This window comes from Streptomyces sp. NPDC018833 (assembly GCF_044390825.1).
In the GTDB taxonomy this organism is placed as follows: domain Bacteria; phylum Actinomycetota; class Actinomycetes; order Streptomycetales; family Streptomycetaceae; genus Streptomyces.
Genome location: NZ_JBIRZM010000007.1, coordinates 244,533 through 257,524, shown reverse-complemented (window position 1 = coordinate 257,524; position 12,992 = coordinate 244,533). Strand labels below are relative to the sequence as shown.

General features: G+C 69.2%; 13 protein-coding genes and 1 tRNA gene. 6 read left to right on the top strand and 8 right to left on the bottom strand.

The genetic code is table 11. The annotated features are described in order from the left end of the window. Window positions 1-117 precede the first annotated feature (117 nt). Window positions 118-1,671 carry a PP2C family protein-serine/threonine phosphatase gene (locus tag ACH5AF_RS17425; RefSeq protein WP_398902503.1) on the bottom strand — a complete coding sequence of 518 codons (1,554 nt, stop codon included), beginning with the start codon at window positions 1,669-1,671 and terminating at the stop codon, window positions 118-120. Window positions 1,672-2,167: 496 nt separating this feature from the next. Here ACH5AF_RS17425 and ACH5AF_RS17420 point away from each other — a divergent pair, with 496 nt between their 5' ends. Both ACH5AF_RS17420 and ACH5AF_RS17415 read left to right on the top strand, forming a co-directional pair. Then, window positions 2,168-2,908 (top strand): bifunctional DNA primase/polymerase, encoded by a 741-nt coding sequence (locus tag ACH5AF_RS17420; RefSeq protein ID WP_398902502.1) that lies wholly within the window; start codon window positions 2,168-2,170, stop codon window positions 2,906-2,908. Window positions 2,909-3,160: 252 nt separating this feature from the next. Continuing rightward, window positions 3,161-3,781: a hypothetical protein gene (locus tag ACH5AF_RS17415; protein ID WP_398902501.1), complete on the top strand. Its 621-nt coding sequence runs from the start codon at window positions 3,161-3,163 to the stop codon at window positions 3,779-3,781. 194 nt (window positions 3,782-3,975) lie between these two features. Here the strand turns inward: ACH5AF_RS17415 and ACH5AF_RS17410 are convergent, their stop codons facing one another. The 3 genes from ACH5AF_RS17410 to ACH5AF_RS17400 all read right to left on the bottom strand — a co-directional run bounded on the left by ACH5AF_RS17410 (window position 3,976) and on the right by ACH5AF_RS17400 (window position 6,752). Further along, complete coding sequence (locus ACH5AF_RS17410) at window positions 3,976-4,959, bottom strand: DUF5926 family protein (RefSeq protein WP_398902500.1); 984 nt, start codon at window positions 4,957-4,959, stop codon at window positions 3,976-3,978. A 340-nt stretch (window positions 4,960-5,299) separates the two neighbouring features. Next, complete coding sequence (locus tag ACH5AF_RS17405; RefSeq protein WP_398902550.1) at window positions 5,300-5,908, bottom strand: ATP-binding protein; 609 nt, start codon at window positions 5,906-5,908, stop codon at window positions 5,300-5,302. Window positions 5,909-5,951: 43 nt separating this feature from the next. Beyond that, the gene (locus tag ACH5AF_RS17400; protein ID WP_398902499.1) at window positions 5,952-6,752 is read right to left on the bottom strand and encodes a glycerophosphodiester phosphodiesterase; all 801 of its coding nucleotides are present in this window, start codon (window positions 6,750-6,752) and stop codon (window positions 5,952-5,954) included. 287 nt (window positions 6,753-7,039) lie between these two features. Between ACH5AF_RS17400 and ACH5AF_RS17395 the strand changes: the two genes are divergently transcribed. Continuing rightward, window positions 7,040-8,536: a S1C family serine protease gene (locus tag ACH5AF_RS17395; protein ID WP_398902498.1), complete on the top strand. Its 1,497-nt coding sequence runs from the start codon at window positions 7,040-7,042 to the stop codon at window positions 8,534-8,536. 89 nt (window positions 8,537-8,625) lie between these two features. Beyond that, window positions 8,626-8,710: transfer RNA gene (locus ACH5AF_RS17390), tRNA-Ser, on the top strand. 247 nt (window positions 8,711-8,957) lie between these two features. Here the strand turns inward: ACH5AF_RS17390 and ACH5AF_RS17385 are convergent. The 3 genes from ACH5AF_RS17385 to ACH5AF_RS17375 form a co-directional block, all read right to left on the bottom strand. Then, window positions 8,958-9,284: a hypothetical protein gene (locus ACH5AF_RS17385; RefSeq protein ID WP_398902497.1), complete on the bottom strand. Its 327-nt coding sequence runs from the start codon at window positions 9,282-9,284 to the stop codon at window positions 8,958-8,960. Window positions 9,285-9,362: 78 nt separating this feature from the next. Next, entirely contained in the window at window positions 9,363-10,172 is an 810-nt protein-coding gene (locus ACH5AF_RS17380; protein ID WP_398902496.1) for a GAF domain-containing protein, read from the bottom strand. 286 nt (window positions 10,173-10,458) lie between these two features. Continuing rightward, the gene (locus tag ACH5AF_RS17375; RefSeq protein WP_398902495.1) at window positions 10,459-11,181 is read right to left on the bottom strand and encodes a hypothetical protein; all 723 of its coding nucleotides are present in this window, start codon (window positions 11,179-11,181) and stop codon (window positions 10,459-10,461) included. Window positions 11,182-11,218: 37 nt separating this feature from the next. Here ACH5AF_RS17375 and ACH5AF_RS17370 point away from each other — a divergent pair, with 37 nt between their 5' ends. Both ACH5AF_RS17370 and ACH5AF_RS17365 read left to right on the top strand, forming a co-directional pair. Continuing rightward, window positions 11,219-11,380, top strand: a complete 162-nt coding sequence (locus tag ACH5AF_RS17370) for a hypothetical protein (RefSeq protein ID WP_398902494.1) — start codon at window positions 11,219-11,221, stop codon at window positions 11,378-11,380. A gap of 259 nt (window positions 11,381-11,639) precedes the next feature. Continuing rightward, on the top strand, window positions 11,640-11,984 hold the full coding sequence (locus tag ACH5AF_RS17365) for an inositol monophosphatase family protein (RefSeq protein WP_398902493.1): 345 nt from the start codon (window positions 11,640-11,642) through the stop codon (window positions 11,982-11,984). Window positions 11,985-12,310: 326 nt separating this feature from the next. Here the strand turns inward: ACH5AF_RS17365 and ACH5AF_RS17360 are convergent, their stop codons facing one another. After that, window positions 12,311-12,532 carry a hypothetical protein gene (locus ACH5AF_RS17360; RefSeq protein ID WP_398902492.1) on the bottom strand — a complete coding sequence of 74 codons (222 nt, stop codon included), beginning with the start codon at window positions 12,530-12,532 and terminating at the stop codon, window positions 12,311-12,313. Between the last annotated feature and the right edge of the window lie 460 nt (window positions 12,533-12,992).

Genomic DNA, 12,992 nt, shown 5'->3' with positions numbered 1-12,992 from the left:
GGCCTGTCGGCCTTCGCGATACGACATTGGGCCCCGGCCGCCGTTCGGGCGGGAGGGGCGTCTCCATCGTATGTGCGAGAGGAAGACCGGCGGAGCGGTCCTGTGAGAAGTGGTGAATCAGTCGAAACGGGCAGCCAGCAGGACGACGTCCTCGCCGTCGTCCGCCTGGTCCAGTCCCTGCGGCAGCATCGTGTGCAGGACATGGTCGGCGATCGCCGCGGGATCCATCCTGGCCGCTTTCGGCACGCTCGCCGCGGCCGAGTGCAGCCGTGCGAACGCCCGGTCCATGGGGTCGCCCGTGCGCCGGAGCAGCCCGTCGGTGTACAGCAGCACCGTTTCTCCAGGCTGTGGTGACAGCTCCACACTGGGCGCCTCCCAGCAGGCGAGCATGCCCAGCGGGGCCGACAGCGAGGTCTCGACGAACTCCGTGCGGCGGTCCCCGACCACCAACGGCGGGGTGTGTCCCGCCCCGGCCAGGACGATCTTGCGGGAGGCCGGTTCGGCGTATGCGAACAGGGCCGTCGCGGTGCGCGCGGGCTCGGTCAGGCGCAGCAGCAGCTCCAGGTCGGAGAGGACCGCGACCGGGTCCTCGCCCTCCATCACGGCGTACGCCCGCAGGGACGCGCGCAGCCGGCCCATCGCGGCGAGAGCGCTCGGGCCCGACCCGCTGACCGATCCGACCGCCAGCCCGAGCGCGCCCTCGGGCAGCGGCAGCGCGTCGAACCAGTCGCCGCCGCCGCGCGGTCCGCTCCGGTGCCGCGCCGCGAGCTGCACACCGGGCACCCGGGGCAGCCGGCTGGGCAGCAGTTCCTCGGCAACGGTCAGCGCGGTGGCGCGGGCGCGCTCCAGCTCCAGCAGGCGGGCGAGGTGCTCGGTCGCGTAGCGCATGTAGAGGCCGGCGAGATGGGTCTGGCGCTCGACGGGGGAGGCCGGTTCGTCGTAGTACCAGACGGCCGCGCCGAGCGTGCCCGACTCCTCGGTGGACAGCGGCGACGTGTAACTCGCGGCGTAGCCGAGGCGGACGGCGACCTCGCGGTGCAGCGGGTGCAGGGAGTCGTCGGCGAGCAGATCGGGGTGGGCGACGGGTCCTGGAACGGCGGCGGGGGGACCGAGGCAGGCGCCGTGGTGACGACCGTCCAGGATCGAGCCGTACGCCGTGACCTCGCGCGGCACGGTCTCGATGTGGCCGAGGTCGGCGTGGCTGAGGCCGAGGCCCCTGGTGCGCGCCGGACCGCTTCCGGCGCTGAACGCACCGTCTCGCGCGGGGTCGCGGGGCGGTTCGAGGACGACCATCCCGCGGCGGGCGCCGACCAGTGCGGCACCCGCGCTCAGCAGTTCGTCGAGCGCGTCGTCGAGCGTGGAGGTCCTGATCAGACGTTCGGTGAGTTCATGGAGGGTGGTGAGGTCGGAGACCCAGCCGGCCAGCCGGTCCTGGATCACCGCGCCCGGAGCGGGCGGTGCGGCATGGACGGGTGGCAGCGGAGCAGAATTATGCGTCGGCGCGGGGACCGTTGAATCGATTCCAGCCACTTTCGGCAGGTGCGGGGCGGTCATGGCTGCCAGCTTTCCGGCAGGTGCGTTTTGCTCAATAGCATCGCAAACCCCCATGTCCATCTGCGCCGCTACCCATGCATCCACATCTACACGCACACGTAAGGTGATGTCCAGCATTGTCCCGGTGGGATTGATGGTGTCTGCGGGGCGGTTAACTTGGCTGAAAAAAGCACCTGATGGCCGATGTCTGCGGTCGACTGAGGGCGTTCGGCAGGGGGCCCCGGGGTGCAAGCTCCAGGGGGAGCGTCATTGCAAGCGTGCTGGGTACGTGTACGTAGACGGTGATGGCCAGGGGCAGTTGGACCGCCCCCGGAACCTGGCGGCGGGCCCGGGCGTCTCAAAGCCAAAGGGCGGCGCCCCATCCTCGAGTGGCGGGGAAGTATCAGAGCGGGACAGTAAGCGCCAGGCGCGCGCCACCCCTCGCCATGCGTTTAATGGACTACAGCCGACGTTCGGCCCCCGGGCGGCGATCTTGCCGCAGGCACCGAGGGGGCGCCCATGCCAGTGGCATGGGCGGTGACGCGCCGACCAGTACGCATTTGTACGCACAGTGAAGACATGCACACGTGTTGTGATGTGGACCCCGGCGTTCAACGGAAAGGAACGAGCGCTCATGCGCGAGATCCTCGGAAGGCGACGCAGGCTTCGGTACCGGCGCAAGAAGGGGCCGCTCCCACTCGCAGCGGCCCTCACGTGCGCCGCCGAGTGGGGATGGCCCGTGCTTCCCGGTGTGGGGACGAAGACCGCGGTGGGCGGCTCCCCGAAAGCCTCCGGAAGAAGCCGCGGTGACCGCGGGCGCGACTGCGCCTGCCCCGACCCCGAGTGCGTCGTCCCCGGCGCGCACCCCTTCGACCCAGGACTCCTGGCGGCCACCACCGACGAGCGGATGATCCGCTGGTGGTGGACCAACCGGCCCACCGCACCCGTCGTGCTGGCCACCGGCGGCCGTGCGCCCTGCGCACTGAGCCTGCCCGCCGTCGCTGCGGCCCGGGCGCTGGCCGTGCTCGACGGCATGGACATGCGCCTCGGCCCCGTCGTCGCCACCCCCACCCGGTGGTCGCTGCTGGTCGCCCCGTACAGCCTGGAGCAGCTCGGCGAGCTGCTCTTCGTCAAGGACTGCGTGCCCAGTTCGCTGCGGTTCCACGGCGAGGGCGGCTATCTGGTGCTGCCGCCCTCGGAGACGGGGACCGGGCAGGCCCGCTGGGAGCGGGCGCCGCTGCCGGGGTCGGCCGCGCCTTGGCTTCCGGACGTCGAGGCAGTGGTGGACGCACTGGTCGAGGCGAGTGCCAGCAGCGCACCCGACAGCGGGCTGTACCCGCCGGAGGCGGGCGAGGACAGCCGGCTCGCCTACTGACGTCCGGACGTCGCACGAGGCCTTCGTCGCGGGCGGGCCCGCGTGCAGGACGTGAACTGTGCCGGTGTGTGGCGCGGCCCGCGTGCCGGCGTGAACTGTCCCGATGCTCGGCGCGGCCCGCTGCGTCACTCGTACGGGTAGGAGCCGGGCCGACTTGTCACGGAATTGGGCGCGCGCCGCTCCGGGCGCGCGCATTTCGTGGATACCTTCGCCGCAACCGTCAGTAATTCACGCGCAGTCGGCAGGTGGCCCATGAATCTCCGCATGATCGGGCTCGCCGCTGTAGTGGCCGTCGTCACGCTGTTCCCGCTCGCCGCGTCGGCCGGAACCGCCGGCGTCCCAGGCGCCGGATCACGGTCGCCCGGCGGGGAGGGCGGCGGGACCGACGGAGCCGGGGAGGGGGCCGGGGACGGGGCCGCCGGATCCGCGGCGGAACTGCTCTCGGGGCTCGGCGCAGCCGACGGGGCGGCCGGGCACGAAGGGGCGCATGGTACTGGAGCCGGCGAGCAGGTCCCACCACACGCCTCCGAGCGATGTGGGCCGGAACTCGCCTCCCCGGACAGGGTCGTGGCGCAGACGTGCGTCCTGAGCGGGGGCGGGGAGACCTGGGCACGTACGTATTACCGCAATGCGACGGGTGAGGAATTGACGTCCGTGTTGACCTTGATGGGCCCCGGCGGGCGCACCTGGCAGACGAACTGCCGGGTCGACGAGGGCGACGAGCCGGGCACGTGCGAAACCCCTCGGGAAGGTTCGCTGGGTGCGCCGTCGCACTACTTCGCCATCGCGGAGTTCGCCGCCGCATGGGCCGACATCGACGCACCGCTGCTGCTGCGGTCCGGCAGTAACTCCCGTACCCCGATGGGTCGTTGAGGAATCGAACGCTCCGGAAAAATGGAAGCGCCCGGTCGCTGGCGACGGGGGATGCACCAGCGACCGGGCTTCTAGAACGGTAACAAGAGATCTGCGGTTCGCAAATTCGATCTCTGGTATTCGGACAGGGATTTAGCTCTCGATAGAGCGAGTTGTGACTGGAGTCACCCGAAGTTCCGGAGTATTCGTCACTCTCAGCTGAGAGTGACCTGCCGGTTGGTGAGACCGCCGCGGGCCCGGCGCTCCTCCGGAGTCAGCGGAGTGTCGATCTCCAGGGCGGACGCGAGGCGCTCCGCGAACTCGGCGGCGGGCTTCTCGCAGTCCTCGGCGCCCATGGATCGCGGCAGGTCCCAGACCGGGACCATCAGCCCGTGGGCACGGAAGGACCCGACGAGACGGGTGCCCTCGCCGAGCGAGGAGACGCCTGCGGCGTGCAGCCGGGCCAGGGCGTCGAGCAGCCGCTCCTCAGGGTGCGGCATGACCCAGCGCAGGTGGTTCTTCTCGGGTGTCTCGCACCAGTAGGCGGCGTCGACTCCGGACAGCTTCGCGGTCGGGATCGCCGCGGCGTTCGCACGCTCGAGGGAGGCGGCCACATCAGGGGAGGCATTCTCGGCCGAACCCGGAACCCAGAATTCGAAGCCGGAGTGGACGGTCGGCTCGAAGACGGCGTCCGGGTCGAGTAGATCCTGCAGCCGTACGTCGGACGCCTGGTCGCTCGCGGTGACGGGCGTGCCGGGCTCGGCGGCGAATGCCCGCCGCAGGGTGCCGGCGAGGTCGCGGCTGAGGTCGCCGGACGGCGTGTCGTTCTGAAGGCCGAGCAGTACGGAGCCGTCGTCGCGGCGCAGCGCGGGCCAGGCCATCGGCAGGACGGTCGCGAGCGTCACGGACGGCACGCCCTCCGGAAGCCCGCCCTTCAGGGACAGCTCGACGGTGGCGGCGGGCACCAGCTCGCGCAGGGCCACCCAGTCGCACTCGCCCGGCAGGCCCTCGAAGGGGCGCTGGACGAGTTCGGTCACGGCGTGCGCGGCGGCCCGGCCGTGACAGGCCTTGTAGCGGCGGCCCGAGCCACAGGGGCAGGGCTCACGCGCGCCCACGACCGGCACGGGCTCGTCGACGCCTGTGGCCCCGGCCTTGGTCCGAGGGTTCGTCGCCTTGGTCTGGGGGCGCTTCTTGGCCATGGTGCGGCTTTCTCCCGATGAGCGGCGGTGCTGTGTCGGGCGCGAGCCTAGCCGTCTGCCGGGGCTGTGGGGGAGCGGTGCCGCGCCTGGGGCCGACGGCGTGGCGGACGGAGAGGTGACGGATCGCCGATACGGGGCTGGGGGCGGGGCCCGGACGCGTGGCGTCAGGTCGGTGGGAGCGCGGCGCCGGGCGGGTTGGGACGTGCGGTTCCGGGTCGTTTGGGACGTGCGGCCCAAGTGGGCGGCGTCGGTCCGTGGACGTGTGGCGTCGGGTCGGTCCGGACGTGAGCCCTGACGTGCGGCGTCGGGTCGGTCCGGATGGATCACCGAAGGTGCCGGATCAGTCCAACTCCTCGAAGACGTCGGCGAAATCGAAGGACGGGCCCGCGATGCGCGTGGCGAAGTCCTCGCGGCGGTGGCCTTTGGTGACGATCACCCACACGGTGACCTCACCGCCCACGCCGTCCCTCACGCCCCATTCCTGGGCCAGCGCCGTGATGATGTTCAGCCCACGGCCGCCGCGTGCGGTGACCGAGGGCGTGGCAGGAACCGGGCGGGTCGGACCGCCCCCGTCCGTCACCTCGACCGTGAGCCCGCCCTCATCGTCCACGCGCCAGGCGGCGCGGACGTCGCCGTCACCTACATCGGCGCTGCCCAGGGGCCTGCCGTGGCGACACGCATTGCTGAGAAGTTCGGAAAGGATCAGAACTGCATCGTCGACGACTGCTTCGGATACGCCGCTGCGGTTCAGCTGCTCACGCATCCTGTGTCGAGCCTCGCCCACGCCCGCAGGGCCATGGGGTACGGCCATGCTCGACGACGTGGGCACCTCCTGTGCCACCACAAACGCCACCCCCGAGACCTCCTTTGCCCCACGCCACGGTGTGAATGCCCCAATGGACTGGACCGGAAACCGGCCAACCATGGACGAGTGACGCACTCGACACATCGAATACGCACCGAACGCGCCGGAGCACTCCCTGTGACCGCGGTCATGGGCGGCCCAGTTGGGACAGAACTTGTTTGGGACGGTTGGTGATGATCGCGTCCACCCCCAGGCGGATGCAGAGTTCGACATCCGCGGGTTCGTTAACGGTCCACACGTGGACACCGTGGCCCGCCTCCTGGAGCCGGGCGACATAGCCGGGATGGCTGCGCACGAGCCGGATGCCTGGGCCCGCGATCCGCGCACCGCCGGGCAGCCGTCCGTCCCGCAGCCGCGGCGTCATGAACTGCGTCAGATACACGGTGGGAAGGGAGGGCGCGCCCGCGGCGATCCGGTGCAGGGAGCGGGCCGAGAAGCTCATGATCCGCACTTGGGACTCCTCGGCCGACGGCGGCGAGTCAAGACCGAAGCGCCCGAGCAGCTTCAGCAGCCGCTCCTCGACCTGGCCGGCCCAGCGGGTGGGGTGCTTGGTCTCGATGGCGAGCTCGACGGGGCGTCCCGAGTCGGCGACCAGTTCCAGCAGCCGTTCCAGGGTCAGGACCGAGGTCAGGGACGGGTCCCTCCAGTCCGGGCTCTCCGGTGCGTCCTTCCAGGAGCCGAAGTCGAGGGCGGCTAGATCGGCCAGCTCCAGGGCGGAGACAGCGCCGCGGCCGTTGGACGTTCGGTTGACGCGCCGATCGTGTACGCAGACGAGATGTCCGTCGGCGGTGAGCCGCACATCGCACTCGAGGGCGTCCGCGCCGTCCTCGATCGCCTTGCGGTAGGCGGCCAGCGTGTGCTCGGGGGCGTCCTCGGAGGCACCTCGGTGGGCGACGACCTGGATGTGTTGCTGCCGTGCTTGGGTCACCGCGTCATGGTGTCATCGGGAGGGGGCACACGGATGCAGGAGGGCGGCGGAACCTATCGTTCCCGGTCGCCTTCGGCTGTTCCGGACGTCCGGAGCCGGCAGCGCCGGCACAACTGGTCGGACGCCCCGGGGGTGCGTCCGTTTCGCCGGAAGTAAAGGATTGCCGGAATACGCACAGCTCCTGCTTACAGTGGCCTGACGTGCTGTGGGAAAAGCTGTCTGCGGACGGATCGTGCCGACGAAGCAGAACGAACCGACACCGACATGGAATCTGAGGAGACAGAGCTGTGAGCACCGAGAACGAGGGCAACGCGGTTCCGGCCGCCCCGTCCGTACCTCCTCGGCCGGGCACCGCTCCCGAGGGTCCTCCGCCCGGACCGGGCCCCTCCCCTGCCGACGGATCACCCTCTTCTCCCGCGGAGTCCCCTGCATCTGAGGCCGCCGAGGCGGCTGGATCTCCGGAGCCCTCCGACGAATCCCGGGAGCCGACGACGACGGCGGCCGCGGCCGATCGACCCTGGCACTCCTCCCAGCCGGATCCGGCCGCACCGCAGCACCCCGGCGCCGGGTGGCCGCCCCCGCCCGCCGCCCCCACCTACGGAAGTCCCGCATGGGGAGCACCGGTCCCGTCGGCCCCGTCCCGGCGCAAGCGGACGGGCGGACTCCTCGCGGCCGTGCTTGTCGCGGCGCTGGTGGCGGGCGGTGTCGGAGGTGGCATCGGCTACTGGGCCGCGGAACGCAACGACGACGCCGCCGGCTCCACCACGGTCTCCGCCGTCTCACCGCAGGACCTCAAGCGCGACCCCGGCACGGTGGCGGCGGTCGCGGGCAAGGCACTGCCGAGCGTGGTGACCATCGAAGCCAAGGCGGGCAGCGGCGGCATGGACAGCCCCGACGGCGGAGGCGAGGCCGGTACGGGCACGGGCTTCGTCTACGACAAGGAAGGCCACATCCTCACCAACAACCACGTCGTGGCCTCCGCGGCCGACGGTGGCGCGCTGTCGGTGATGTTCTCCAACGGCAAGAAGTACGACGCCGAGGTCGTCGGCCGGGCCCAGGGCTACGACGTCGCCGTCCTGAAGCTGAAGAACGCCCCTGCCGGTCTGGCCCCGCTGCCCCTCGGCGACTCGGACAAGGTCGTGGTCGGCGACTCGACCATCGCGATCGGCGCCCCCTTCGGCCTGTCCAACACGGTCACCACGGGCATCATCAGCGCCAAGAACCGCCCGGTCGCGTCCGGCGACGGCTCAAGCGGCAAGAACTCCTACATGAGCGCCTTGCAGACCGACGCCTCGATCAACCCGGGCAATTCGGGCGGCCCACTGCTGGATTCCAACGGTGCGGTCATCGGCATCAACTCGGCCATCCAGTCAGCGGGCAGCGGCCTTGGCCAGTCCCAGGCCGGTTCGATCGGCCTCGGTTTCGCGATCCCGATCAACCAGGCGGAGACGGTGGCCGAGCAGCTGATCAAGACCGGTCGCCCGGTGTACGCGGTGATCGGGGCGACGGTCGACATGGCGGGCGACGGAACGGGCGCCAAGATCGCCACCGAGGGCGCGGGCGGCACGGCAGCAGTGCCCTCCAACGGCCCCGCGGCGAAGGCGGGTCTGCGGCCGGGCGACGTGATCACCGGCTTCAACGGCAAGACGATCGACAGCGGCCCGACGCTGATCAGCGAGATCTGGAACCACAAGCCGGGCGACAAGGTCACGCTGACGTACGAGCGCGACGGCAAGGAGCGGACGGCCGAGCTGACCCTGGGCGAACGCGAGGGCGACAGCTGACCGCCCCTTCACGACTCGGAACGCTGCTGCACCCAATGGGCACCGCCCGGTAGTCTGTAGCCGCTCCGGGACAGGCGCCCGGGGCGCTGGGTGGGTTGCCCGAGCGGCCTAAGGGAACGGTCTTGAAAACCGTCGTGGCGCGAGTCACCGTGGGTTCAAATCCCACACCCACCGCGCGCAGGCCACATATAAGGCCAGGTGAGAAGGGGTGCCTCGTTCGTCGAGGCACCCCTTCTCGATTCGAACTGTCTCACGGTTTCTCGCTGTGCCCCGGTTCTGACCAGGGCGTGTGGCCCAGGTGCGGCCCAAGGACGCGAGCCTGCTCGGCTCTGGCGGAGCCTTGAGAACGTCGCATCGAGCGCGCGCTGCCTGCACGCCTGGTCGAAGGCCGGTGGTCTGTCCTCTCGGTCTCTTCGCTCAGCTACCGCCGGTCCCCGGCCATCTGACCCCGGGCCAGGGGGTCCCGGCGGAGCACCATCCATATGAAACGAAGGGCCAGGGCGAGCGCTGGCACCAGCAGAGTCACTGGCAGGAGGCTCCACAATCCGAACCCCATGGCGAACAAGGCGACGGCGATGATGCCGAAGACGAGCGACGAGACGACGGCGATGCTCAGGTTCGACACGTTCCGCTCGTGCGGCCGGTCCAGCTCGGCTTCCACGGTTCGGCGCGCCTCGTCTAGGGCCGCACGATGCGTGTACTCGTGCTCTACCAGCAGTGCCCAGTCCTCGCGTCTGACGCCCTCCATGTGCTCCGGCATGTGAGGTTCGCCGAATCGCCTGCGCGGCCTACGCCGCCGGTTCCACCGTGCCATCGAAAGCCTCCCTTACCTCAATGCGTAGGAAGCCGCGAGGACGTTGGCCAGCGATTCCATAAGCGTGACATGTGGATCGATGAAGTCCGTGAAGCTGGGGGCGTCGACGGCAAGTATGCCTATCTCCTCGGTCCCGTAGATGACGGGGACGGCGATCACCGCTTTGTATCCCGTGCCTACCGGGATGAGATAGGAGTGTTTCTCCTGGTCTCCGTCGATCCTGAAGGTCTTGCCGCCTCCCCCAAGGATCTCGTTCTTCATGTGTGCGGCGCCGACCGGGTCGATGACGGCCCTGGGGGTTCGGTGCCCGGGGAAGGTGCCCTCCAGCGTGAAGCTGCCCGTGGCGGCGTCGTACAGATAGAAGCTGCACCGGGCCCGCGGGATGAAGCTCGGTTCCATCGGCGGAGCAGTGAGTGAGACTGCTCCGGCCAAGACTCGATCGAGGACTTCCCTGCGCTTCTGCTGGAGGTCGGAACCCGTCTGTGAGGGGAGGGAGGACGGTAGCGGGGCCGCGCTCGCGTAGAGCGCCGTAAGCGCCTTGATCGTGTTGCTCAGGGGGCGAAGTGTCGTCGAGTACAGCTTCGCCATGTCCGCCTCAGCCCGGATGGCGCGGTCCTCGGCCCGCTTCTTGCCCTTTTCAACCAAGCGTTTCTCGAAGTGTGTGATCAGCACGACGCCGAAGGCGGAGACGCCGGCTATGAGAGCCCAGAGTCTCTTGTCGGCCCCTTGGGTCCCATCCGCCCACACGGAGACGACGGCAACGGCCACACCGAGGACCGCGGAGAAGAGAAGGAACAGGTAGTGAATGCCGCGTTCGGCCAACCATTGCTTCATCTGTACGTGCAACTCCGCCTGTTGAGGGTCTGCGGTCGCAGAATCCCATAACCCAGGTACGGGGACTCAGAGTTGACGATCACAATGAAGTCGCTGACTCAGCCACGCGCGAGGCGACGGACTCGTAGAAGTACGTCCGACGCGGCTGTCAGCGTGTCCTGCCTGCGGCTTCCTTCCGGTCGAAGCACGCGGTGCATGTACATGAGCCACCGGGTCTCAAGTACATGCACCTCACCCGACGGAGGACCAGAGTGGTGCCCCGCCGAAGGCGCGCCTACGAAGCGGCGTCGCCCTTCAGCGCCTTGTCGATGAGCTGGTTGGCGTGGGTCTCCCAGCCGCGCAGGATCTTTGCACAGACCCGGCAGAGGACCGCGAGGCTGTGCCCCGCGCGGCGCGCCACTTCGGGTGGCTCCACTCCGGCCTTGATCCACAGAGAGACTCCCGCGTGCCGCAACGAGTACGGCAGGTCGGCGAGCGGGGTCTTCACATCCTTGGGCGAGAGGACGTTCTCGCGGGCGGCACGGCGCTTCAAGCCGCGCTTCTCGTACGGCGTGCCGTCGTCGGTGCAACCTGACGCGACCTCGGGGTGGTTCTCGGCGAGGATGAGCTCTCCCCACTCGTTGGCCGCCTGGTCCTCAGCGTCCTCGCTCGGCTCATCCGGCAGTACGCAGTCGGTGTCCTTCAGGGCCGCGATCTCTCTGGGGCGCACAGCTGCGTAGTAGATGCAGCCGAAGAACACCTCCAGGTGCTCACCGCGGGGGCCATGCCCTCGTACAGCCTCGATGAGGGACTTGGTGAGCTGCGTATTCGGCACCACTTCGTCGTCGGTGGGAGGCGCCTGCCAGTCGACGCGGCGGAGAGGATTCCCCTCCAGGCGCTCTCGCTCGATGGCGTAGGTGAAGGCGTTGCTGAGAATCATCCGCTTCCGACGAGTCGTGTTCTCGGCGGCGGTCTTGCCGTCCAGCTTGACCGAGATCGCGTTCAGAGCTCTCCGCACATGCTCGGCGTGCGCGGCATCGGTTATCGGGAGCGAAATGCTTGGCGACCCACTCCAGCGCCCGGGACAACTCCTGCGGCGGCTGCTCTGCCTCGGAACGGCGTACGAGTTCCGGAAGCGCCGGGTCGCCGGCGGGCTCTACCCGACGTTCGACCAGATCTTCACCACGCTGTGGGAGAGACGGGAGCTTAATGACTGACCTGCGGTCGCCTCTCGCGGTTGCTTGCGCTGCGCTGGGCCAGGCGTCCGCGTTGGTGATGGACATGGCCGTGGGGGCGGTGCAGGCCAGGGCACCGGGACATGGTGTCTGAGATCTACTTCGCTGTGGAGGAGCGCGTCCGCACCTTCCTGCAAAAGGAAACGTCGGAGATCGGCTTCCTCGGGGAGGAGAGGGGGCCGCGGGGATCGGTGGCGCTCTGACGTGGGCGCTTGACCCGGTCGACGGGACCGCGAACCTCGTGAGCGGCATCCCGCTCTGCGGGGTGTCTCTCGGACTGATCGTGGACGACCGCTCGGTCCCGGGAGTCATCGATTTGCCGTTCCTGGGCCAGCGCTTCCGCGCGGCCGAAGGGCAGGGAGTGTATTGCGGCGACTACCCGATCAGGGCCAGCGGGACGAAGGCGCTGAACCAGGCCAATGTGGCCAACGACGACTACGCCGTGGGCGAGCGCGCCCAAGAGAGGAACGCCCGCCGGCTCTCCCTCACCGCGCGCCTGGCCGAGAGCGTCCTGAGACCGCATGTTTTTGGCCGCCGGTGCCGGGACGGCTTCGGGTCTCGCCTGAACGACCGTGAACGGAGCTGAATCAGACGGAAACTGAGACGGCCACACTCCTCACTGCAGCACCGCAGACAGCCCGCGGGTAGCTGTCGAAACCACCACTAGGCAGCCTTGGGCCGCGCCGCACGCGTGCCCGGGGCGGGCTCCTGCGCATCCTCGGGCCAGAAGATCTCGTCTTCTCCGAAGTCCGGGGCCTGGAAGGGTTTTGTCGTCGGAGGCGGCGAGACTGCAGTGGAACGGCGGGGTTGCCCTTCCAGGGCCGAGAACAGCGACGTTGGGTCGATGAGAGGTCTGCCTTTCGTTACAGGTCCCTGATGGGGCCTGGCGTGCCGTGACCGGGCCCAGCGGTCCTAGAGCTTGGTCATCTTGGCGTACGGGCTCAAGATTCGCTCTTGGGTCGAGCCGAAATCCACGAGCGCCGCGATTCCGTCCTCGATGCCGACTACCCGGCCGAGGCCGTACACGTCATGGGTGACCTGGTCGCCCATGACGAAGTGCTGGGGAGCCTGTGTGACCGGGGCCTTGAAGGGGCTGGTAGGCAAATGACGCTTCGGGGACGCAGGCTTTGTCATAGCTCAGTATGAGCCTACGTGTATTCCGCTCGCTGTGGCCATTGGCACAGACCCGGACCGCAGCAACCGCGTCATGCCACTGACCTGGGGTTTCGAGACAAGGTGAGGCGAAACTCGACCATAGGTCATCTTCGCTGATCGTGGCTGGCCTCTGCGTCGAGCACGGTTGCGGCACGAACCTCAGCCGACGACAGCCAGCCAGGAGCGCGCCGACCGATCAGGTGGGCGTAGGCTCCGGCCACCCCCACCGGCCTCAGTCACTACCGGCTCGTGTCGTCGACCAGAGCAAGCCGCGACGGCCGGCCCGTGCAAGCTAGCAGCTTCCTGGACCTCAGCTTGGGAGGCTACGCACTTGGGGCTGGTTGGTGTGCTGACCTGGGCGAACAGCTGCGCCCTGGCTCGACGGCCTCGACTGCCTAGCCGCTCAGAGTAGCGCTGCAAGTCTGCGGCGCCCGGGAAA

Excerpts from the sequence above, each read along its gene's own strand:
- ACH5AF_RS17425 (WP_398902503.1), bottom strand. The coding sequence starts at position 1,671 with ATGCTGGACATCACCTTACGTGTGCGTGTAGATGTGGATGCATGGGTA.
- ACH5AF_RS17420 (WP_398902502.1), top strand. The coding sequence starts at position 2,168 with ATGCGCGAGATCCTCGGAAGGCGACGCAGGCTTCGGTACCGGCGCAAG.
- ACH5AF_RS17415 (WP_398902501.1), top strand. The coding sequence starts at position 3,161 with ATGAATCTCCGCATGATCGGGCTCGCCGCTGTAGTGGCCGTCGTCACG.
- ACH5AF_RS17410 (WP_398902500.1), bottom strand. The coding sequence starts at position 4,959 with ATGGCCAAGAAGCGCCCCCAGACCAAGGCGACGAACCCTCGGACCAAG.
- ACH5AF_RS17405 (WP_398902550.1), bottom strand. The coding sequence starts at position 5,908 with ATGTGTCGAGTGCGTCACTCGTCCATGGTTGGCCGGTTTCCGGTCCAG.
- ACH5AF_RS17385 (WP_398902497.1), bottom strand. The coding sequence starts at position 9,284 with ATGGAGGGCGTCAGACGCGAGGACTGGGCACTGCTGGTAGAGCACGAG.
- ACH5AF_RS17370 (WP_398902494.1), top strand. The coding sequence starts at position 11,219 with ATGCTTGGCGACCCACTCCAGCGCCCGGGACAACTCCTGCGGCGGCTG.
- ACH5AF_RS17360 (WP_398902492.1), bottom strand. The coding sequence starts at position 12,532 with ATGACAAAGCCTGCGTCCCCGAAGCGTCATTTGCCTACCAGCCCCTTC.